Origin of the sequence: Morganella morganii (assembly GCF_019243775.1) — a bacterium.
GTDB classification, from domain to species: Bacteria; Pseudomonadota; Gammaproteobacteria; order Enterobacterales; family Enterobacteriaceae; genus Morganella; species Morganella morganii.
In genome coordinates this window covers 882540-905161 of record NZ_CP069157.1, presented here as the reverse complement: position 1 = coordinate 905161, position 22622 = coordinate 882540, and the positions used below count along the sequence as shown (strand labels likewise).

General features: G+C 51.2%; 15 protein-coding genes and 2 pseudogenes. 5 read left to right on the top strand and 12 right to left on the bottom strand.

The annotated features are described in order from the left end of the window. Positions 1-3: 3 nt before the first annotated feature. The 5 genes from JL661_RS04090 to JL661_RS04070 all read left to right on the top strand — a co-directional run bounded on the left by JL661_RS04090 (position 4) and on the right by JL661_RS04070 (position 8034). Positions 4-1173, top strand: a complete 1170-nt coding sequence (locus JL661_RS04090) for an SIS domain-containing protein (protein ID WP_062772674.1) — start codon at positions 4-6, stop codon at positions 1171-1173. A 2-nt stretch (positions 1174-1175) separates the two neighbouring features. Next, positions 1176-2033: a tagatose-bisphosphate aldolase subunit KbaY gene (kbaY, locus tag JL661_RS04085; protein ID WP_004237706.1), complete on the top strand. Its 858-nt coding sequence runs from the start codon at positions 1176-1178 to the stop codon at positions 2031-2033. Between the two features lie 141 nt (positions 2034-2174). Further along, a complete protein-coding gene (gene malX / locus JL661_RS04080) occupies positions 2175-3746 on the top strand; it encodes a maltose/glucose-specific PTS transporter subunit IIBC (protein WP_004237705.1) in 1572 nt (523 codons plus the stop codon). A 12-nt stretch (positions 3747-3758) separates the two neighbouring features. Beyond that, the gene (locus JL661_RS04075; RefSeq protein ID WP_049247191.1) at positions 3759-4931 is read left to right on the top strand and encodes a MalY/PatB family protein; all 1173 of its coding nucleotides are present in this window, start codon (positions 3759-3761) and stop codon (positions 4929-4931) included. 1621 nt (positions 4932-6552) lie between these two features. Continuing rightward, positions 6553-8034, top strand: a complete 1482-nt coding sequence (locus tag JL661_RS04070) for a nucleobase:cation symporter-2 family protein (protein WP_049241981.1) — start codon at positions 6553-6555, stop codon at positions 8032-8034. 66 nt (positions 8035-8100) lie between these two features. Here JL661_RS04070 and JL661_RS04065 read toward each other — a convergent pair. The 12 genes and pseudogenes from JL661_RS04065 to JL661_RS04010 all read right to left on the bottom strand — a co-directional run bounded on the left by JL661_RS04065 (position 8101) and on the right by JL661_RS04010 (position 22527). Then, positions 8101-10066: pseudogene (locus JL661_RS04065) on the bottom strand (FAD-dependent oxidoreductase). A gap of 304 nt (positions 10067-10370) precedes the next feature. Then, positions 10371-11633 (bottom strand): NupC/NupG family nucleoside CNT transporter, encoded by a 1263-nt coding sequence (locus JL661_RS04060; protein WP_004237700.1) that lies wholly within the window; start codon positions 11631-11633, stop codon positions 10371-10373. Between the two features lie 129 nt (positions 11634-11762). Continuing rightward, the gene (locus JL661_RS04055; RefSeq protein WP_004237699.1) at positions 11763-12695 is read right to left on the bottom strand and encodes a pseudouridine-5'-phosphate glycosidase; all 933 of its coding nucleotides are present in this window, start codon (positions 12693-12695) and stop codon (positions 11763-11765) included. Next, entirely contained in the window at positions 12692-13783 is a 1092-nt protein-coding gene (locus JL661_RS04050) for a PfkB family carbohydrate kinase (RefSeq protein WP_004237698.1), read from the bottom strand. Before JL661_RS04050 ends, JL661_RS04055 begins: the two co-directional genes overlap by 4 nt. 569 nt (positions 13784-14352) lie before the next feature. Beyond that, positions 14353-14997: a metal-binding protein ZinT gene (zinT, locus tag JL661_RS04045; RefSeq protein ID WP_024474783.1), complete on the bottom strand. Its 645-nt coding sequence runs from the start codon at positions 14995-14997 to the stop codon at positions 14353-14355. 2 nt (positions 14998-14999) lie between these two features. After that, entirely contained in the window at positions 15000-15125 is a 126-nt protein-coding gene (gene ykgO, locus JL661_RS04040; RefSeq protein ID WP_004237696.1) for a type B 50S ribosomal protein L36, read from the bottom strand. Positions 15126-15142: 17 nt separating this feature from the next. Further along, positions 15143-15391 (bottom strand): type B 50S ribosomal protein L31, encoded by a 249-nt coding sequence (locus JL661_RS04035; RefSeq protein ID WP_004237695.1) that lies wholly within the window; start codon positions 15389-15391, stop codon positions 15143-15145. Between the two features lie 201 nt (positions 15392-15592). Next, positions 15593-17485 carry a bifunctional glutathionylspermidine amidase/synthase gene (gss, locus tag JL661_RS04030; RefSeq protein ID WP_062772666.1) on the bottom strand — a complete coding sequence of 631 codons (1893 nt, stop codon included), beginning with the start codon at positions 17483-17485 and terminating at the stop codon, positions 15593-15595. Positions 17486-17625: 140 nt separating this feature from the next. Continuing rightward, the gene (locus JL661_RS04025; RefSeq protein ID WP_004237693.1) at positions 17626-18987 is read right to left on the bottom strand and encodes a nucleobase:cation symporter-2 family protein; all 1362 of its coding nucleotides are present in this window, start codon (positions 18985-18987) and stop codon (positions 17626-17628) included. A gap of 1150 nt (positions 18988-20137) precedes the next feature. After that, positions 20138-20347, bottom strand: a pseudogene (locus JL661_RS04020) (IS110 family transposase); the annotation flags it as partial. A 96-nt stretch (positions 20348-20443) separates the two neighbouring features. After that, entirely contained in the window at positions 20444-21460 is a 1017-nt protein-coding gene (gene adhP, locus JL661_RS04015; protein WP_004237690.1) for an alcohol dehydrogenase AdhP, read from the bottom strand. A gap of 173 nt (positions 21461-21633) precedes the next feature. Beyond that, complete coding sequence (locus tag JL661_RS04010) at positions 21634-22527, bottom strand: pirin family protein (RefSeq protein WP_004240988.1); 894 nt, start codon at positions 22525-22527, stop codon at positions 21634-21636. Between the last annotated feature and the right edge of the window lie 95 nt (positions 22528-22622).

Sequence of the window (22622 nt, the reverse complement as noted above, 5' to 3'; positions counted from 1 at the left end):
GCTATGCACGACCCTCTTTCTGCCGCCACACCCCGCTATTCCACCTGGACGGAAACGGAGATCCTCCAGCAACCTGATTGCTGGATGAGTGCATTACACTCAATCGACTCACAACGCGCACAGCTGGATGCTTTTCTGGCACCGCTGCTGGCTCAGGACAACCTGTGCATCATTCTGACCGGTGCCGGAACCTCCGCCTTTATCGGCGAGATGATTTCTCCCGTACTGCGCCGCCTGACCGGCAAAAGCGTCACGGCGATCCCGACAACCGATATCGTCACCAATCCGGCGGATTATCTGCCTGAGCAACAGCCGGTGCTGCTGGTCTCCTTTGCCCGTTCCGGTAACAGCCCGGAAAGTGTTGCCGCGTTTGACCTCGCTAATCAGTGTGTTGCCCGCTGCTCTCATCTGGTGATCACCTGTAATAAAGAGGGGCATCTGTATCAGCGCGTACAGGGAAGTGATAACGGTTTTGCTCTGCTGATGCCGCCGCAGACCAATGACAAAGCCTTTGCCATGACCAGCAGCATCACTTCAATGATGTGCAGCTGTCTCGCCGTCCTCGCCCCGCAGACGTTCAGCACAGACCGTTTTGCCGTTGTGGCGCAGCGGGCACGGGATATTCTCGCCGCTCACGGAAACTGCGGACAAATCCTGCCGGGTAATGATTCGTTTAAACGCGTGGTTTACCTCGGCAGCGGCAGCTTCCAGGGACTGGCGCGGGAATCCGCTCTCAAACTGCTGGAACTGACCGCCGGGCAAATCGCCGCCTTTTATGACACGCCGACCGGCTTCCGCCACGGCCCGAAATCTCTGGTCGACGGCGACACTCTGGTGGTTGTGTACATCTCAAACCAGCCTTACACCCGTCAGTATGATTTGGATTTGCTGGCCGAACTGCGCCGTGACCGGATCGCCAAACAGGTGGTCGCAATAGCCGATCTGCCGGATGACGCCATCAGCGCCGGGACACACTGCTATCTGCCTGCCGGTGATGCCCTCAGTGATACAGAACTGCTGTTCTGTTTCCTGCCGTATGCACAGTTATTTGCCCTCAGTCAGTCTGTCAGAACCGGGATCACACCGGATACCCCGTCTGCCAGCGGCACCGTTAACCGCGTTGTTCAGGGCGTGATTATTCACCCCTTCAATAACCAGAACACAGGAGCGTAATCATGGGGATCATCTCAACCAAATATCTGCTCACACATGCACAGGCCAACGGCTACGCGGTTCCTGCGTTTAATATCCATAACGCCGAAACTATTCAGGCCATTCTGGAAGCCTGTGCGGAACTGCGCGCACCGGTGATTCTGGCGGGCACGCCGGGCACCTTTAAACACATCAGCTTCCCGGAAATTTATGCACTGTGTGACGCCTATTCCCGCTCGTTTTCCATGCCGGTCGCGCTGCATCTTGACCACCACGAAACTCTTGACGATATCCGCACCAAAGTCGGTCAGGGTGTGCGCAGTGCCATGATCGACGGCAGTCATTTTCCGTTTGAGGAGAATGTCGCGCTGGTCAAATCCGTGGTGGATTTCTGCCACAGTCAGGATTGCAGTGTGGAAGCGGAACTCGGCCGTCTCGGCGGCGTTGAGGATGATATGGATGTGGATGCGGAAAGTGCCTTTCTGACCTCCCCGGATGAAGCGCGCCGTTTTGCACAACTGACCGGCATCGACAGCCTGGCAGTGGCTATCGGTACCGCTCACGGCCTGTATACCAGCCGTCCGAAAATTGATTTTGCCCGGCTGGAAAAAATCCGCAGTATTACGGATATCCCGCTGGTGCTGCACGGCGCGAGTGATGTGCCGGATGCGGATGTCCGCCGCACCATTGAGCTGGGGGTGTGCAAAGTCAATGTCGCCACCGAGCTGAAAATCGCCTTTGCCGGAGCGGTCCGCGCCTGGTTTGCGGAGAATCCGGACGGCAATGATCCGCGCTATTACATGCGGGTCGGTATGGATGCCATGAAAGCGGTGGTCCGCGATAAAATCAGGGTCTGTGGTGCGGAAGGTCAGCTTCTGTAACCCGTCAGGCGGTACTGTGTTCCCCCGCAGTGCCGCCTTTTTCATCTGCGAAAAAAATAATAAAAAAAACAACAATAAAAAATACTGTCCCGTAACACCCCTTAACCAATAAATTATAAAGAAGCTGAGGAGTACTCTACGATGTCGCAGGAAAAGTCGTTTAAATCCAAACTCTGGGAATTTTTTCAAAGTCTCGGGAAAACCTTTATGTTTCCCGTCTCGTTACTGGCATTCATGGGGTTATTACTCGGGATAGGCAGTTCGGTCACCAGTCCTTCCGCTATCAGCAGTTTTCCGTTTCTCGGTAATGAATTTGTTCAGCTGACCTTCGGCTTTATGGCGATGGTCGGCGGCTTTGCCTTTACCTATCTGCCGGTGATGTTTGCCATGGCTATTCCGTTCGGACTGGCGAACCGTAACAAAGCGGTCGGCGCCTTTGCCGGGTTTGTCGGCTATATGCTGATGAACATGAGCATCAACTATTACCTGACCGTCACCCACCAGCTTGCCGACCCGGCGATGATGAAGCAGGTCGGGCAGTCGGTGGTACTGGGGATCCAGACCCTCGAAATGGGCGTGCTGGGCGGGATTGTGGTCGGTGTTATCACCTATTTCCTGCATGAGCGGTTCCAGGATACCGTTCTGCATGATGCTTTCGCGTTTTTCGGCGGCATCCGTTTTGTGCCGATTATCACCGCGCTGACACTGTCACTGGTTGGCCTCGCGATCCCGTTCCTGTGGAAATATGTCGCTATGGGCATTGCCGGGATCGGCCATATTATTCAGAGCACAGATGTTTTCGGCCCGTTCCTGTACGGTGTCGGCGTGCTGCTGCTCAAGCCGTTCGGGCTGCATCATATTCTGCTGGCGATGGTGCGCTTTACCCCGGCCGGGGGCACGGAATTTGTTGACGGTTATGAAGTCGCCGGGGCACTGAATATTTTCTATGCCGAACTGAAAGCCGGTCTGCCGTTCAGCCCGCATGTCACCGCGTTCCTGTCACAGGGTTTTATGCCGACCTTTATCTTTGGTCTGCCTGCGGTCGCTTATGCTATCTACCGCACCGCAAAACCGGAGAACCGTCCGGTGATCAAAGGGTTATTACTGTCCGGGGTACTGGTTTCCGTCGTGACCGGGATTTCCGAGCCGATTGAGTTCCTGTTCCTGTTTATCGCACCGGTGCTCTATATCTTCCACATTATTATGTCCGGCCTTGCCCTGCTGGTGATGGCACTGCTCGGCGTGACAATCGGGAACACCGATGGCGGGATTCTCGATCTGCTGATCTTCGGCATCATGCAGGGAACGGCCACCAAATGGTATCTGGTGTTCCCGGTCGGGATTATCTGGTTCGCTATCTACTTCTTTGTCTTCCGCTGGTACATTCTGAAGCATGATGTCAAAACGCCGGGCCGTGAAGATGCCGCTGACGGTGCCGAACAGGCGGTGAAAGCCAATACAAAAGCACGCGGCAAAGCCAAATACGATCACAACCTGATCCTCACCGCACTCGGCGGCAAAGAGAATATTGATTCGCTGGATAACTGTATCACCCGTCTGCGTCTGGTGGTGAAAGATATGGACAAGGTGGATCAGAAAACCCTGAAAGAAGCCGGTGCCCTCTCTGTGGTGGTACTGGATGCCCACAGTGTGCAGGTAATTATCGGCCCGCAGGTGCAGAGTGTGAAATCCGGCATTGAAGCTTTAATTTAACAGGAACTGAGCATGTACGATTTTGATGAAATAATTGAGCGCAAAAGTGACCGCTGCCGGAAATGGGATCATCAGTATGTCTGTTCCCGCTTCGGGGAGGTCCCGCAGGATTTCATTCCGCTGTGGATAGCGGATATGGATTTCAAATCCCCGCCGGCGGTGATTGAGCGGTTCACGCAGGTGGCACAGCACGGTACCTTCGGCTACACCTGGTGCTTTGATGAATTTTACGATGCGGTGGTCCGCTTCCAGGCAGAGCGCCATCAGGTCACGGTTCTGCGGGAGTGGGTGACACTCAGTTACGGTACGGTTTCCACCCTGCACTATCTGGTGCAGGCATTCTGTCAGCCGGGCGACTGTGTGATGATGAATACACCGGTGTATGATCCGTTCGCCCATGCCGTGACCCGGCAAAATGTTACTGTGCTGACCAATCCGCTGGTGGCGCGGGATAACCGCTATCACCTTGATTTTGACCATATTGAGGCGCAGATGCGCGAACACCGGCCGAAAGTCTGGCTGTTCTGCTCGCCGCACAATCCGTCCGGCCGTATCTGGACGGCGGCGGAAATAAAACAGGTCTCGGATTTGTGTCTGCAATACGGTGTGCTGCTGGTGATTGATGAAGTGCATGCGGAACATGTGCTGTACGGCAGCTTCACCGGCTGTCTGCGCCCGGGATGTGCAGCGCCGGAGAATCTGATCCTCCTGACCTCACCGAACAAAGCCTTTAACCTCGGCGGGCTGAAAACCTCTTACAGCATCATTCCCGACCCGGCACTGCGGGCACAGTTCCGCCGTCAGCTGGAGAAAAATTCCATTACCTCACCTAATCTGTTCGGGGTATGGGGCATTATTGAGGCTTACAACAACAGCACTGACTGGCTGGATGAGCTGAACCGCTACCTGAGAGGCAATGCGGATTATCTGACACAGGCCGTTGCGGAGCATTTCCCGGACTGGCAGATGATGCAGCCGGAATCCTCTTACCTCGCCTGGGTGAATATCAGCGCCACCGGACGCACAGCGACGGAACTGACTCTGGATTATGCCCGGCAGACCGGCGTGGTGGTTGAGGACGGCAGTCATTATGTGGCGGATGGTGAACAGTATCTGCGGATTAACTTCGGTACGCCGCGTGCACTGCTGGCGGAAGCGGTAAATCGTCTGAAAAACGCCCGGTAACAGAAAAAAATTGGCGACCTTGCTGTATTCCGTCAACAGGATCGCCATAATTACCGATGTTTTACCTTGTACTGACAACACTTAACTGCTCTGATTTGTCATGCGCACTGCAGTGAAAGTCCGTTTTCATCAGAGCATCGGGGCATGACACCTGTCCGCTCTTACTTCCTTGTAACGGTAAATTCCTTTTACCGTTCCCTTCCCGGGGTAAATCCTTTTATTACCTGTGATGATAAAACACAGGCTCCCTGATAATACATCCGTGTGGTAAGTCCGTTTACACCGGGCAACTTTGTCCGGTAACATCCGTTTATGTCCCCGCGGGATATATCCGTTATCCCGCTAAATCATTAAAAAATAATTCCTTTATTTTTTTAAGATAATAACGAGTCAGTCAGATTATATTCGCATCCTTGCGGGCATATTAACTTATAACACTCCGGTTATAAGAAACATCTGTAATAACTGCATTTTTTAATATTTTCAGTGAGATATCTGAAGATTAATTTACAGTTCACGCCGGGCGTGAGTTATAAAACAACATCCCGATACTTAATTAAAACTGAGAATAATAACGTAAACACAATTTCAATTTACATTTAAAAAACACAAAGACCAATAAGAAAATGCTCAGTTTAAAACAAGGAATATATTTACCAGAAAGAAAATAAACATAACTCAGTCCCTATTGAAGTTAAAAATTATCATCATAAAATATATCGTCAATAAGAAATGGATTAGCTTTATGCGTAAATAGCTTGATTTTTCACCTTCATTCCTTTTATTAGTATTTCTTCTTTTGTTTATGACATAAAAAAATGATGAACTATGCAAACACACAATAAAACACCGCGTTATTGATACAAACAGACAAAAAATCCGGACGAGCATGTCATATGATTATTTTGATAAAATTTAAGGCCAAATTATTTTATATGATACTGCCGTATTTTTAGGATAATACTCATCTCATGAATAATCCGCAATTTCATCAAAATACATACAACACATTGATTATAAAAATCATATTTATAACCTGACTATACCGGAATTATTTACCCTGAACAATAACATGCTGATGACATAACAAAAAAAACAACATGAAAACATTAATTTACATAATGAATATCAGCAAAATAACGTAATTCACTTTTACCTTTGCCGGTTTATTTAAGATAATTGCACATTCTTAATTAGCATTCATAATTTAATAAACTAATTTCTAATATAATTCCATTAACAAAAAATGGAAATATCTTATTTAAATAAAATTTAATTAACGCGATAGTCACTCTGCAGGGTATCTGCATCTCCTTCCGGCATAAGGTTCCGGAGGGATACCATTATCACTGCCGTTTCATTATCAAAATGAGATGATATCATTCTCATACTGTACAAACCCTGTTCACTCTGCTTTTCTCCCGCCCGGCTGACCGGTACGGAAAGCCTTTCGCAAATCCCCGGTGACACGTTTCACAAATCGCAGATGATTTAAGAGATCTCTCACATTTTTATTTCTTTGTCGCGCCGCTGGTTCAGTTATTGCTTTATTCCCTGTACCAAACGATCCGCTGAGGCCGACGTATGACCTCTCATTCCATTTATTATAAAGGAGAGAAGGATGTCAGATCTCAATCATCCAACCTCTGATCTAATCTATCAGCTGGACGACAAGCCCCCGTTTTTCCAGGCCCTTCTTGGTGCGGTAACCCATTTATTGGCCCTGTTTGTTCCGATGGTGATGCCTGCCCTGATTGTGGGCAAAGCCCTGGATTTATCCGCCGATACCACAGCTTATCTGGTTTCTATGGTTATGATTGCCTCCGGCATCGGCACCTGGATACAGGTTAACCGCTACGGGCCGATGGGCTCCGGCCTGTTATCCATTCAGTCCGTCAACTTCTCATTTGTGACTGCCATGATTGCCATCGGCACCGCCATGCGCAGTGACGGGATCCACGAAGAACTGATTTTGTCCTCTCTGCTCGGCGTCTCTTTCGCCGGTGCTTTCCTGGTTGTCGGTTCCTCTTTTGTGCTGCCTTATCTGCGCCGGATAATCACCCCGACTGTCAGCGGCGTGGTGGTGCTGATGATCGGCCTGAGCCTTATCAAGGTCGGGATTATCGACTTCGGCGGCGGTTTCTCCGCCAAATCAGCCGGCACATACGGCAACTATGAAAATATCGGTGTGGGATTACTGGTCCTGCTGGTGGTGATCGGCTTTAACTGCTGCAAGAGCCCGCTGCTGCGGATGGGCGGGATCGCCATTGCCCTGGTGGCGGGCTATATCGCCTCACTGTTCCTCGGACTGGTGGATTTCAGCACCTATCAGAACACTGCGTTTATTACGGTACCGGTGCCGTTTAAATTCGGCTTCTCATTTAATTTCACCCACTTCCTGGTGGTCGCTATTATTTATATCCTCAGCGTGCTGGAAGCGGTGGGCAACCTGACAGCGACAGCCATGGTGTCCAATCAGCCGATTAAAGGTGAGGTGTACCAGAACCGGCTGAAAGGCGGTGTAATGGCGGATGGTGTGGTGTCCGTTATCGCGTCAGCTCTCGGCTCGCTGCCGCTGACCACCTTTGCCCAGAACAACGGTGTGATCCAGATGACCGGTGTGGCCTCCAGTTATATCGGGCGCTTTATTGCTGTGATCCTGGTGTTCCTCGGTCTGTTCCCGAGTATCGGCTGGTTCTTTACCACTATTCCGGCACCGGTACTGGGCGGGGCAATGACACTGATGTTCTCCATGATTGCCATTGCCGGGCTGCGCATTATTATCTCCAACGGCCTGCGCCGCCGCGAAACCCTGATTGTGGCAACATCCCTGGGTCTCGGGCTGGGTGTTTCTTATGACCCGCAGATCTTCAGCATCCTGCCGCCGTCTTTATATATTCTTGCCGAGAACCCGATTTGTGTCGGCGGTCTGACAGCGATTATCCTGAATCTGCTGATCCCTGTCGGACAACCGCGTGGTGCGGCTAATGAGGAAGAGCCGGATATGCTGGCTGACGAGCTGGAAGCCATGCTGGATATCCCGGATGCAGAGCGTGACCTGCCGGATATGGCCATAAGCGCGGAGAACAAACGCGTTATCTGACCCTTCTGGTTTCTGCCCGTAAAAAACCGCGATAATCATTATCGCGGTTTTTTTTACTGCTCTCTGTTATGCGTTACTGACCATCGCCTGCGGTGACTGTGCCTGTTCATCGAACATGCTCAGCATCTCGCGGGCGGCCTGACGACCGGCAGCCATAGCGGTGACCACCAGATCCGCGCCGTGCACCGCATCACCGGAAGCAAAGATTTTCGGGTTGGTGGTCTGGTTACTCATACGGCCATTACCGCCGGTTTTAATCTGTCCCCATTTATCCAGCTGGACATTATGACCGCTGAGCCACGGCATCGGATGAGACTGGAAGCCGAACGCCATAATCAGCACATCCGCATCAAGGATAAATTCAGACCCTTCCACCGGTTTCGGACGACGGCGGCCATCCGACCCCGGTTCACCGAGTTGTGTGCGGATAAGCCCGATACCGCTGACGGCTCCCTGCTCAGTGCGGTCAATAAACTGCGGCTGCACGTTATAGAGGAATTCCACACCCTCTTCGCGGGCGTTGATCACCTCTTTCTTCGAGCCCGGCATACTGGCCTCGTCACGGCGGTAGGCGCAGATAACACTCTCAGCACCACGGCGGACAGCAGTACGGACACAGTCCATCGCAGTATCACCGCCGCCGAGCACCACCACTTTTTTCCCTTCCACATCAATCCACGGATATTCATCCGCCACCGGCAGGCCCATCACTTCGCGGGTACTGGCGATCAGGAACGGCAGTGCCTGCACCACGCCCGGGGAATCCTCATGTTCCAGCCCGGCTTTCATCATGCCGTAGGTGCCGACACCCAGCAGTACTGCATCATACTCGCTCATCAGGCGGCTGAACGGGATATCTTTGCCGACTTCACAGTTCAGATGGAAGGTGATCCCCATATCCGTGAAAATCTGCCGCCGCTGTGCCATCAGCTGTTTGTCCAGCTTGAACGGCGGGATCCCGAAGGTCAGCAGTCCGCCGATTTCCGGATGGCGCTCAAACACCTCAGCTTTCACCCCGGCACGGGTCAGCACATCCGCACAGCCCAGCCCGGCCGGTCCGGCACCGATAATCGCGACACGTTCCGGACGCGGAACCACATCCTCCGCCACAGACGGACGCCAGCCCATCTCAAAGGCGGTATCTGTGATATAGCGTTCGATGTTCCCGACAGTGACCGCGCCGCCGTGGTTACGCAGCGTACAGCGGCTTTCACACAATCTGTCCTGCGGGCAGACACGGCCGCAGATTTCCGGCAGCGAGCTGGTGGAGTTACTCAGCTCCGCCGCCTCAATAATTTTGCCTTCGCGCACCAGACGGACGAAATCCGGAATAGCGTTATGCAGCGGGCATGACAGGTTACACATCGCCTTTTGTGAGCAGTACAGGCAGCGCTCACTTTCATAACCGGCACACTGTTCATTCAGCCCGATATAGATTTCGCCGAAATGATTTTTACGCAGGGCCGCACTCTGTTTCTTTGTTCCTTCACGCGGCGGACGTTTGAGGATCTCAAAACGGATTTCCGACTGACGCGCCTGGTTGTATGCACCGGTGGCTGCCCGCATCAGGCGGTCATTGCGCAGGATCACCAGTTTGTGTTCATCCAGGATGCTGAGTGCGCTGGTCGGGCAGTTAGCCACACACGCGGGCGACCCGCCGGTGGTATCACATAAATCGCATTTCTGCGCCAGTTCGTGCGAGTGATCGAACGTCATCACCATTTCCATCGCCCCGAACGGGCAGACCAGCACACAGCTTTTACAGCCGATACATTTTTCCTGATCCAGTTTGACTATATTGTCCGCCACATACAGGGCATCCACCGGGCAGGCAGCGGCACAGGGGGAGTCTTCGCACTGGCGGCAGGTGACAGCGAGGCTGTCACTCTCTTTGAACATGACACGGATACGGGGGGGCGTAATCACGGCTGTCATGTGGCCAGTGGTGATCATTATGCGCGACAACGCAGGCAATTTCGCAGGCGTGACACCCGATGCATTTCTGGCTGTCCGCAACTATACATTTGTTCATGTTCACCTATCGCTTTCCGGGTTTTCGGTATTGGTAACCATGCAATAACCGGGCACATTCGGCCCTTCTTTGTCGGTTTTATGGTCATTTTGCGGGGCGGGTCAAATTCTGCGGATGCAGGAAGGCAATAACACACGCGCAACAGGGCTACCGGATTTTTTTTTACTTTAACGGGGAGCGGGATTTGTTTTTTTGACCTGACGCGGTCTTAAGCGGAATAAAAAAAATTGAATCGTATCAGCTGGTAACAGACGCTTCCTTTATAAGGAAGCGTCTGTAAATACCGGACATTCATCTGAACCGGTCAGACACCCGGTGCCACGGCCAGGCCGATAAACAATCCGGCAATGGTGGCACTCATCAGGTTGGATAATGTCGCCGCCAGCAGTGCGCGGATCCCGACACGGGCGATATCAGATGCCCGCTCCGGCGCAACCGCACTGAACGCCCCGACCACTACCGCAATCGAGCCGAAGTTGGCAAAACCGCATAAGGCAAAGGAGATCACTGCAATCGTTTTGGCATCCAGTGTGCCGTCGTGTAAATGCGGAGAGAAATCCACATAGGCCACGAACTCGTTGATCGCCAGTTTTTCGCCGATCAGGCTGCCTGCCAGCGCAATGTGCTCACTGCTCACGCCCATAAGATACGCCAGTGGTGAGAAAATATAGCCGAACAGGCTTTGCAGGCTGACGCCCTCAAAACCCATAACGCCGCCGAGGCCGCCAATCAGTCCGTTAATCAGGGCAATCAGTGCCACAAACGCCAGCACCACCGTTGCCACGCCGACGGCAATCTTCAGCCCGAGCATCGCACCGCCTGCCGCCGCCTCAATAATACTGGCTGGTCGTTTTTCACTAAAGGAGATTTCGGTGAATTCCACGGTGGATTCCTGTGTCGCCGGACTTAACATCCGCGCAAACAGGATCCCGCCCGGAATCGCCATCAGAGACGCCGCCAGCAGATATTCAATCGGCACACCCAGTCCGGCGTAACCCACCAGCATTGACCCGGCAATGGAGGCCATGCCGCTGCAAATCACGGTGAATAATTCATTGTTATTCATCCGGCTGACAAAGGGTTTCAGTACCGCCGGTAACTCATTCTGACCGAGGAAAATGGTGGTCACCGCAGCAAAGGACTCGATCTTGCTGATTTTCATGGTCTTCTGGAAGACATACGCCAGAACGTTGATCACCCAGCGCATAATGCCGAGGTAATACAAAATCGCGATCAGAGAAGTGATAAAGATAATGGCCGGTAAAACGCGGAATGCGAAGATAAACCCGGCTCCGTCAAATAACACGTCCATTTTCGGACCGACCAGGCTGCCGAAAATAAAGGAACTGCCCGCGTCACTGTAGGCAATAACGTTGTTCACACCCGACGCGATGGTCTGAATAAACCATTTCCCCGCCGGGATATACAGCATGATGGCACCGAGTGCCACCTGTAACAGCAGTGCCGCGCCGACAGTGCGCAGACTGATTTTCCGTTTATTCACCGAAAAAAGAAATGCTATCAGTAATAAAACGCCGATCCCCGCCAAACTCCGTAATAAATCCATAATCCGGCCCCGTAGTTATTATACTCATCAGTTGTATGCTGCAATGCCCGGTAAAGGCTGATTGTGAGATCAGCACCTTACCGGGTCTGGTATTTCATTCGTTGTTATGACCGGTAACCGGTCAGCCGCTTACAGTTGCTGATAAGCGGAAGCGATACGGGCAGCCAGTTTCGCGTTATTGAACACCAGCTCAATATTGGAATTAACACTGTTACCGCCGGTCAGTTCCGCCACACGGGCCAGCAGGAACGGTGTGCTTGCTTTGCCGTTAATGCCCTGCTCATCCGCTTCGCGTACTGCCTGTGCGATCGCACTGTTGATGGTTTCTTCCGGCATTGCAAACTCATGCGGGATCGGGTTGGCAATTACCATGCCGCCGTTCAGGCCGGTCGCCCACTTGGCGTGCAGTGCTTTTGCCACGGTTTCCGGGGTTTCCATGCGGATGGTGACCGGAAATTCGCTTTCACGGCAGAAGAATGCCGGTAATTTATCCGTCTGATAGCCGACAACCGGTACGCCGTAGGTTTCCAGATATTCTGTGGTCAGCCCCAGATCCAGGATAGATTTGGCACCCGCACAGACAACCGCCACATTGGTTTGCGCCAGTTCCTGTAAATCCGCTGAGATATCAAAGGTGTGTTCCGCACCACGGTGCACACCGCCGATCCCGCCGGTGGCAAAAACAGCAATCCCGGCCATTTCCGCGATAATCATGGTGGAGGCAACGGTCGTCGCACCGTGGATGCCCTGAGCAATAACAAACGGCAGGTCGCGGCGGCTCACTTTCATCACCTTGTGGCCTTCTTTGCCGAGCATCTCAATCTCATCATGAGACAGACCCGCTTTCATGCGGCCGTTAATGACCGCAATCGTTGCCGGGATCGCACCGTTGTCACGGATACGCTGTTCAACTTCCAGTGCCATTTTCACGTTGTCCGGATACGGCATGCCGTGAGAAATAATGGTGGATTCCAGTGCCACAACCGGCTTTTTCTCCGCGAGCGCCTGTGCAACCTCAGGGGAAATATCCAGATATTCTGCGTTCAGTTGTTGAGTTTTCATGCTTGTGATTCCATTAGTTTGTGAACACTGTCTTTTGACAGACCGGGATTATTTGTCAGCTCGCTGGCGAGCGTCAGGGCGGAGCAGCCCTGGGAAAAACGGATACTCTGTGACAGCGGCTCGCCTTCGAGCCAGCAGCGGGCAAGGCCTGCCATCATGGCGTCACCGGCACCGGTCACATTGACAATGTGGACACTGAACGGCTTCGACCAGCCGTTTTCACCGCCCGCCTCGCTGTAATAAACACCTTCGCCGCCCATACTCAGGGCAATGCGCTGTACCCCCTGCTCATGCAGGGCATTGGCGGCACGCACCACATCCTGTTTGTTTTCCACTTTGATACCGGTGAGAATTTCCGCCTCAAAGCGGTTCGGTTTCAGGGTGTGGATATGACTGAGCCACGGCTTGATTTTGTTTGCTTTGAACGCGGAAACGGTATCGACAAAGACCGGTACATTGCCCGCATTGGTAAACAGCCACTCCAGCGCGCCTTCTGACAGATTGCAGTCCGCCACCAGCACACCGGCGTGCCGGATCAGGTCGCGGGAGGTTGCCAGTAACGCCGGGGTCAGTTTTTCCAGGATGCGCATGTCATTGATCGCGGTGATCATTTCACCCTGCGGATCCAGCAGTGACAGGTAGGTGGAGGTGGTTTCCCCGTGCAGGCGGTGCAGATTACTGACATTCACACCGGCCAGTTTTGCCTGCTCATACAGGGTGTTACCGTAGAAATCATCACCGATAACGGAGATAAAATGAGACTCACAGCCCAGCAGGGCAATATTCTGGGCGATATTGCGCCCGACCCCGCCGGGTGAACATTTAATGTGACCGGGATTAGAATCTTCATACACCAGATTCAGGTCAGAATAACCACAAACATCCATATTGGCTGAACCGACAGTCACCACATAGCGGTGCTCGGAGAGGATGTATCCTTTACCCTTGATGTAGCCTTTATTCATCAGATTCATGATATGTCCGGCCACCGCAGAGCGGCTGATACCTAATACACCGGCCAGTTCCTGCTGCGGAATGAGCGGGTCACGCCGGAGGATCTGAAGGATTTGTTTTTCTCGACTGGTCATAAGCGGACACTTGTTGGTTATTAAACATGTGCTTGTTTTATTTTTTGTCCGCTACAAAGTAAAGCGCTGAAATAAAGATTTCGCCGGAATTTAAGGGATGATCGTAAAATGAGGAGAGTGCGTTTTCAGCAGAAAAACCGGAGGGAGATCATGTTTTTTATATCTTCAAAAATAAAATAAAAAACACAAAATAATAACCATCAAAAAAAGAGGATTTAATTAAAAATAATTTTCATATCTATCAATCTGTTATGTGCGGGTTGTTATATAAGCAAACATCTGTTTGTTTTCATGACCTTAGAATAACAACGCTGAAATGCGCCCTTTATCGTTACATAAATACTGTGACTGATATCAAATAAATAAGCCTGAAATAAAAACAAAAAAGACCTGATGTTTATTGCGGAAAATCTGTTTAATCTGGCTTGCTGAATCGCTTATTCTTATTTTATTTTTAACTGACACGATTAATCAAGTTTTATATTCATCTGTTAATGAAATAACAAAACAGCCCGGAAACAGAGATTGTTTCCGGGCTGCCGGTTTTATATTGCTGCGCAGCTTTGCTGTCAGTGATGCAGCATTTCGTGAACGATATCTTTTCCGCTCATTGTATAAGGATAATAGGTCGGCCAGTTGTCCAGCTGAGTCAGGAGTGCCTCCTGGGACTCATTGCCCATATACAGGTGGAAATGACCCGCTTTTTCCGGTGCAATGATATGGTCGCTGAACTGGATATATTTCGGCGCATGACTGTTTTTATCTTTGCACTCAAACAGATAACGTGCCCCTTTCTTGCCGGAGGTGTAATTCAGGATCCGGTAACCGGCATACTGATACTCACACTGATCCACCTTATCCCCGCGATGGAATTCGATGATATTATTTTCAATACCAATCATATCCACATCGGTTTTATATCCCTTTGTATAATAAGCGCGATACTCTTCTGCCGTTTTATCGCCGTTCTTCGCGGCTTTCGCCTGCATCACCGGGTCCAGCTCGCCGCTGGCCAGGTAAGGCTCAACAGACTGCCAGACGCCATCCCAGTCGCTCAGTTGCCGGTCTTTGACATCCTTATCAGCAAAAATCCCTTCTGCGGCCTTGCGCTGTGCTTCTGTCTGCGGTTTGTCGTGATGGTGTCCGTGTGCCACCGCCGCACCGCTGAATAATCCCGCCAGTAACAGTAACGGGAGAACTGATTTAGCTGTCATAATCACCCCTGTACGGCTTTAAAACGCGGGTTGGACTTACAAATCACATAGATACGACCGCGACGACGGACAATTTTACAGTCCGGATGACGCTGTTTCGCACTTTTCAGTGAACTTAATACCTGCATCGGTTTTTCCTCTTCTTTTAATGTACAAAACGCCCGAAGCGCTTGGCAAAACGGGCCACATTCCCTTCCTGAGAGTGTGTTTTCTGTTTGCCGGTATAGAACGGATGAGAATGAGATGAGACATCCAGGGTGACATAAGGATAAGTCTGCCCTTCAAACTCAATGGTTCTTTCCGTTCTGATAGTGGATCCGACTTTGAAATACACGTCTGCTGCGGTGTCGTGGAAGATGACTGTCCGGTAATCCGGATGAATATCGGGTTTCATGGTCGCCTCACTTTGTTATGTTATAATATAACAATAATGATTTTTATCGTGGTTGACCACTGTTTTTTAACCCTGATTTTTATACGGGAAAGGCGTGTTATCGCGGAAAGAAAGGAAACATAAATCAGATCAAAAGGATATAAAAACGGGCAGCCACCGGTGAATACGGGAGCTGCCCGGGAAAGGTATCACTGTAAGAAATCAATTCTCCGCCAGAAAGTCCTTATCCTCCAGAACCCGCAGCGGCTCAATATCACTCTCTTTTTTGATAACCAGAGACGGATCCGAACGCAGACAGACACCGCCGTAGTGGCCGCCGACAGTAAAGGCGCACATCTGGATATAACGGCCTGCCACTTTCGGTAAACACCAGAGCTGCTGATAGACGTTTTCCTGCTCACCGAAACGGCCGCAGGTTTCATCCAGCACTTCGTCGCGGTGATCCACCAGCCCGATATTGCTGCCGCAGCGTCCGGCGATCGGTTTAACCGCATAACCGGTCCGGCGCAGTTCGTCACTGAGTTCAAATTCTGTATCCAGCAGATAAGGATGATGCGGGAACAGCGACCACAGGATCGGCAGAATCGCTTTGTTGCCCGGGATCACCGTCCACAGTGGCTCAAATACACGGATTTCCGGGCGCAGCAGCACATCAATCAGCCGCACATCATCTCCATGACGCGGATGGCCGGTACGGATAGGCAGTGCGGAGTATGTCCGGTCGCTTTCACTTTCCTGACGCAGTTGTTCCAGCGCCGTTTCCCACGCCCAGGTTTTCCAGACACATTTAAGCACGCGCCCTTCACCGTCGATGACCTGTCCGCTTTCGTTCCAGCTCAGTTCATCCAGCCCGTGAATGACCCGGTATCCGTACCCTGCCGCCGTGATGGCCCGCGCCATATTGAGGGCGTGATAATCTTCCTCGCTGTCTTTATCCTGCATAATATGGATAAACGGCTTGGCCGAGGTGTGTTTCCAGATATCCGCCAGCATTTCTGACAGGCGTTCCCCCGGATCCCAGCCTTCGGTCAGCCCGCCCTGTTTCGCCCATTTATTAATAATCACCCCGGTTTCTGCATGACAGGAGGCAGAATCCGCATTGTATTCATACACTTTCAGACCGCGCTCATCCATGCAGAAATCCAGTCTGCCGGTCACCATATCGTGACGCCGGTTCTGCCAGGAGAGCCGCAGTCTCGGCCAGAGGATTTCCGGGATATTGAATAATTTAAGCAGATTGTCATCTTTCAGCACTTTCTCCGTGGCGTGCAGGTACATCAGATGGACTTCGTTGGTTGCCTGCATCAGTGCATTTTCGGCAGTCTCTGAAATGGTGAAATATTCATGCGGATCCGCATTCAGATTGTGGCCGTGATTGGCTTTGACATAGGCTTTTTCCATCGGATCCGATTCATCCAGCCATTTACCGGTGAAATCGGCTTTCTCATCCAGACGGGCGGCGTGCAGTGTCATCAGCGCGGGGTTAACCGCCGGTTCGGTCCAGGCATACTCATCATCAATTGTCTGGATCATCCAGCCGAGGATCTGTGTATCCGTGAAAGTATCTGACAGGGTGTAATAACCGTCTTTGACATGCATCGGCAGCTCGCGGGTCCACTGCTGACCGCGCGGCAGTTTATGGTGGATGACGTTCTGCTCCACAATCCGGACTTTATCCGCACACACCTGGGTTATCACCGCCACATGACCGGTGCGTTTAAATTCGCCCCCTTCCTGCCAGATAAGCAATGCCCCCGCTACCGGCGCCTGCTGGCAGCCGTTTTTAAACGCACGCAGCGGCAGAATACTGTCATCCACCACATGACGCAGAAAACGCAGGGAAAAAATCTCGTACGCCATACCGACATCGGTAAACACCACACCGTAATTGAGATACAGGAAGCGGCGGGCAAATTCCACACACTGCCATTTGTATCCCATATATTCATTTCCGATATAACTGCGGAAGGAAATATCATCCTCTTTCTCTGCTTCCGTGATGGTATCGTAGTCAGAGGAATAGATAGCCACACCGCCGGGCGCATAGCCCAGTAATGTGCCGAAAGGTTCATGCTCCGTGATGATTCCACTCATAGTACGGCCTTACTGATATGATTTAGATTGCCAATAATTGTGCTTACTGATAATCCAGTATACGCCCGTCCATAAAAAAACACCGATGCTTTTCTGCATCGGTGTCAATCACCACTCCGGGTTATGCTTAGTGAGTCAGATCACGTTGCCGGGCTTTCTTTTTTCGGATGATAACCATTAAAGAACAGGTTCAGGATCACCGCACTGACAGTGGCCAGCAGGATCCCGCTGTGCAGCAGCGGCTGTAAGAACATCGGCAGTTTGGCAAAGAAATTACCGGAGAGTGTCGGTGTCAGCCCGACCCCCAGGCTTATCGCCACAATATAGAGATTGTAATTATTGCCACTGTAATCAACACGGGACAGAATGCGGATCCCTGTCGCCAGTACCATGCCGAACATCACCAGCCCCGCCCCGCCGAGCACAAACTGCGGAATAGAGGCAATCACCACCGCCATTTTCGGCAGCAGACCAAAGATGATCAGGATAAATCCGGAGACTACACACACCCAGCGGCTGTGGACTTTTGTCACGCCCACCAGCCCGACGTTCTGGGAAAATGAGGTATGCGGGAAACTATTGAACAGACCACCGATAACTGTCCCGATCCCGTCCACCCGCAGTCCGCGCACAATGTCATCTTTTCCGACCGGACGGCCGACGATTTCCCCGAGCGCCAGGAACATCCCCATCGATTCAATAAAGACAATCAGCAGCACCACACTGAGGGTGATAATGGAAATCGGCTCAAACGTTGGTGTTCCCAGCGCCATCGGGGTAACCAGTTTGAACCAGGGCGCATCCGCATAGCCGTCGAAACTGACCTCATTGCACATCAGCGACAACACAAAACCAAAGATAATCCCCAGTAATACCGAGATATTACAGAGAAAACCCTTACAGAATTTGGTGATAAACAGGATAGACAGCAGAACCGCAAATGAGATACCGAGGTAGAGCGGATGACCATATTCCGGGTTACCTTTACCCCCGGCAGCCCAGTCGATCCCCACCTGCATGATACTCAGCCCGATAGAGGTGATCACAATACCGGTGACCATATTGGGGAAAAGCGGCATCAGTTTTCCCATCAGCGGGACTATCAGCGTTGTCAGTACCCCCGCCGCAATGGTGGCGCCGAAAATCCCCATCAGGCCGATATCCGGGTTGGCACCGATAGCCAGCATCGGCGTCACCGCCGCGAACGTCACAGACATAATCACCGGCAGACGGATACCGGCAAATTTCCCGATACCAATACACTGCAACAGTGTCACGATACCACAGCAAAACAGATCCGAACTGATAAGCAGTGTCACCACTTCCTTGCTCAGCCCCAGCCGGTCACCGATAACCAGCGGTACCGCTACTGCACCGGCATACATCACCAGTACGTGCTGTAATCCCAGCATCATCAGTTTTCCCGCAGGTAATATTTCTTCAACTTCGTCAATAACGGGCTTAACCGGTTCCTGTGCTTGATCCACACTATGATTGCTCATGAAACAGACTCCCTTACAACCGGGACTCCCCGGCTTCGATTCGAAGATCTCGGAAAATGACCCCTGGCGTCAGGGTGTCTCACTATGATGACGAACCCGGCCCGGGTATCTGTTCATCATTTAAACGATTGAGCAAAATTCAGACCAGCGCGATTTTTTATCAGCATAAATGCTGTGTTTCGTGACCGGATTCCGGTTTTTTGACGCATTTTGCCATTAAAAACGAGATACCCGCCGCATTTTTATTACCCCTGTGAAATGTAATTTTTCAGGACTCACGGCATGACAATCGATTGCCTTCTCAATTTAATAATCCCGGTTATCACATTGATAGCCGTGTATCACCGTATATTTCACCGGAACCGGCAGCCCGGGAGCCCGGGAGCCCGGCCCCCCTGCTCCTCATTGCGGACACGCGCCAGAAACTCACCGACAGCCGGTTCATCATAGTCTCCCGGCCACTGATACTGTTCATACCCGTTGTTATTAAACTGAAACCGGGGTTTCAGGAGAACTGATTCCCGCAGCGGAGAGTAATATCGTTATCCGGGAACACCAGAAAATAATATTTGATACCATACTCAGGTGTCTGATTATCCATTTATCCGCAACCTTTATGTACAGAACCACGCATTTATCATCACAGAGAAAACTGAAAGCACCGAGATAAAACGCGTCTTTCTTTTCTGATACCGGGACAACAAAGTACCATGGGATTTGCTTTGTAATCACTCTATTGTTAAGCGATTGATTGATATTTAATTGGCTTCACTGGCGGCTAATACGCTGAATTACTTGATTACCTTTAATTTTATTTCTTCCCGAACCATTTTCCAACCCTGAAAAAATTGTCTTTATTTTCATAATAAGCAGCCATTTATCAATATAAGAAAATCGCTCTGATAATTAACAGAAAAACCTCACAATTAAATAAGAAACTGAATACTCTTACTTATAAATATCTATTGTTTAAATATCCGCCGGGCACTTAAAGTTTTTCAGTATTTTATTAACCGGCTTTTCTTTATAATTTAATCCGTTGATATTTATATTGAGCTTTTTCCATCCAGTGCAGCAGCGCCCATTCGCCCATATCTGAACCATTAAATATTGGTAATGATCATGCTATCGGAGCAGTAACTGAGCCAGGATGCAAAGCCTGCATAACCTGCCGGGATTCCGTTCGCGGTTTTACAAATCTCACAGACGGACGGGATGCTGTCTCATATATAGCTTCGGCACAGGCTTCCGTCACAATCGTCACTGATGAACATCCCGTTAAAAATTCAATCAGTTTGGTTCGCGTGAATTTTTTGTGCAACAACGCTTTGCATGATGGCCTCTCCTGAAAGAAAAACACCCTGTCAGCATACCGCTCACAGGGGGGGGGGGGGTCATCTCATTAACCGCCCGCAGGCGGGCGGCTAAAGGATATTGCAGCAAATAACCGGATCGATTATTTTTTGTTTTTAAAATCAATGACCATACGGCCGGTAAATTTGCCCTGCTCCATCTCTTCAAAGATGGCATTAATGTCTTCAAGCGGGCGCATCGCCACTTTTGGTACCACTTTGCCTTCGGCACCAAAACGGAATGCTTCTTTCAGATCTTCGCGGGTTCCCACCAGCGAACCGACAACCTCGATACCGTCCAGTACCAGACGCGGAATACTCAGATCCATGGTTTCCACCGGCAGACCGACCGCCACAACACGCCCTGCGGCACGGACACTGCCGACCGCCGAGTTAAATGCGGATTTGGCTACTGCGGTAACGACCGCTGCATGCGCGCCGCCGAGGTCTTTCTGAATGATTTCATCGACATTATCGGTTTTCGGATTCAGGATCAGATCGGCGCCCATCTCTTTTGCCAGTGCCAGTTGTTTATCATTGACATCAATAGCGATCACTTTGGCATTAAAGACGTTTTTGGCATATTGCAGCGCCAGGTTGCCTAATCCACCGAGACCGTAAATCGCCAGCCACTGACCCGGTTTGATGCCGGAAACTTTAATTGCTTTATAAGTGGTGACGCCGGCGCAGGTAATACTGCTCGCCGCGGCTGAATCCAGACCATCCGGCACTTTTACCGCATAATCCGCAGTCACAATGCACTCTTCCGCCATACCGCCGTCCACGGTATAACCGGCATTTTTAACTTCACGGCAGAAAGTTTCTTTGCCGCTGTTACAGTATTCACAATGGCCGCAGCCACGGAAAAACCATGCAACACTGGCACGATCGCCGACTTTCAGTGAGGTGACCCCTTCCGCGATTTCCGTCACCACACCAATACCTTCATGCCCGAGGATCACACCGGAGACATCACCAAAATCAGCATTTTTTACATGCAGGTCAGTGTGACACACGCCGCAGCATTCCATTTTCAGCAGGGCTTCTCCATATTTCAGAGGGCGTAATGTTTTCTCTTTGATTTCTACGGTCTTATTTTTTGCGACAACAGCTGCTTTCATAGTTCACCTCAGTTATGGAACAACAGAAAAGTTATGTTCAGTTCAGCAACATAACGACCATTAACTGGTTTATTCTAGCGTGAAATACGGGATAATACTGCACTCTGAATGCCAATCATTTCAACTATCATTAATAAGAATTATTGCATTCAGAGTGTATCAGCTATTGCCTGTTACAGGCGGGATGCGGGATACGATGGTGCGGGCAGCGGCTCGCGGGGGTCATTTTCAACAGTACCGAACCGGATATCGCCATTGTTCCAGTCACTGACAGCCTGCTGTAGTGTCTGTACGTCGTAGCCGACAAAATTCCACCACATCATTATCCGTTCCTGCACCGGTGTACCGCCCAGCAACAGCAACCGCGAGCCCTTCATCAGTGTCAGTGTGACAGAGGACAACCCTTCACCGACATACACCAGCTCATTGGCGGTATAAACTTCACCGCGGTATGTCAGCTGGCCCTCCAGCACAAAGAGGCCGTATTCAAAGTCCGGCCGGGTATCGAGTGTGGTTTGTGTTGCCTGCTGTGCCAGCAAATCCATGCCGATCAGCGGGGAAAAATGCAGAACCGGCGAACGGTGATCACCATATTCGCCGGTCAGTAATGTGAAACTCACCTGGTCATGATGCCAGACAGGTAAATCAGGATAGTGGTCAAAGCGCGGCGCGATGGTGCTATCCGCCGGAGGTAAGGCAATCCAGAGCTGGGCGGCATGCAGACGGGCATTTCTGCCGGCGGAATCTTCGGTATGTGTGATACCGCGTCCGGCTGTCATCAGATTCACCTGTCCCGGGCGGATAATCTGCTCTGATCCGAGGCTGTCCCGGTGCAGCACCTCACCTTCCAGCATCCAGGTGAACGTCTGTAAGCCGATGTGCGGATGCGGCCCGACTTTCATGCCGTCATCCCCTTTGAAAACTGCCGGACCGGCATGATCCAGAAAACACCAGGCGCCTATCTGACGGCGCTCTTTTACCGGTAATGCACGGGATACCGGCACGCCGCCGACATCTTTAATCCGCGCGCTGATACGCTGGGGTAAGACCTCTTGTCTGTCTGTCATGGTGTCACCTGCCTTGTCAGTGAGAGAGTACCGTCAGCAAGCGGACGGCTGCCTTAAGGTATCAGTATACTGTTAAGCATTCACATGACAAATAA

Bases quoted from the DNA above. Each gene is read 5' to 3' on its own strand.
- JL661_RS04035 (WP_004237695.1), bottom strand. From the start codon at position 15,391: ATGAAACCCGATATTCATCCGGATTACCGGACAGTCATCTTCCACGAC.
- JL661_RS04060 (WP_004237700.1), bottom strand. From the start codon at position 11,633: ATGGATTTATTACGGAGTTTGGCGGGGATCGGCGTTTTATTACTGATA.
- JL661_RS04050 (WP_004237698.1), bottom strand. From the start codon at position 13,783: ATGACCAGTCGAGAAAAACAAATCCTTCAGATCCTCCGGCGTGACCCG.
- kbaY (WP_004237706.1), top strand. From the start codon at position 1,176: ATGGGGATCATCTCAACCAAATATCTGCTCACACATGCACAGGCCAAC.
- ykgO (WP_004237696.1), bottom strand. From the start codon at position 15,125: ATGCAGGTATTAAGTTCACTGAAAAGTGCGAAACAGCGTCATCCGGAC.
- adhP (WP_004237690.1), bottom strand. From the start codon at position 21,460: ATGAAAGCAGCTGTTGTCGCAAAAAATAAGACCGTAGAAATCAAAGAG.
- JL661_RS04010 (WP_004240988.1), bottom strand. From the start codon at position 22,527: ATGACAGACAGACAAGAGGTCTTACCCCAGCGTATCAGCGCGCGGATT.
- JL661_RS04025 (WP_004237693.1), bottom strand. From the start codon at position 18,987: ATGAGCAATCATAGTGTGGATCAAGCACAGGAACCGGTTAAGCCCGTT.
- JL661_RS04070 (WP_049241981.1), top strand. From the start codon at position 6,553: ATGTCAGATCTCAATCATCCAACCTCTGATCTAATCTATCAGCTGGAC.
- JL661_RS04075 (WP_049247191.1), top strand. From the start codon at position 3,759: ATGTACGATTTTGATGAAATAATTGAGCGCAAAAGTGACCGCTGCCGG.
- JL661_RS04090 (WP_062772674.1), top strand. From the start codon at position 4: ATGCACGACCCTCTTTCTGCCGCCACACCCCGCTATTCCACCTGGACG.
- malX (WP_004237705.1), top strand. From the start codon at position 2,175: ATGTCGCAGGAAAAGTCGTTTAAATCCAAACTCTGGGAATTTTTTCAA.
- zinT (WP_024474783.1), bottom strand. From the start codon at position 14,997: ATGACAGCTAAATCAGTTCTCCCGTTACTGTTACTGGCGGGATTATTC.
- JL661_RS04055 (WP_004237699.1), bottom strand. From the start codon at position 12,695: ATGAAAACTCAACAACTGAACGCAGAATATCTGGATATTTCCCCTGAG.
- gss (WP_062772666.1), bottom strand. From the start codon at position 17,485: ATGAGTGGAATCATCACGGAGCATGAACCTTTCGGCACATTACTGGGC.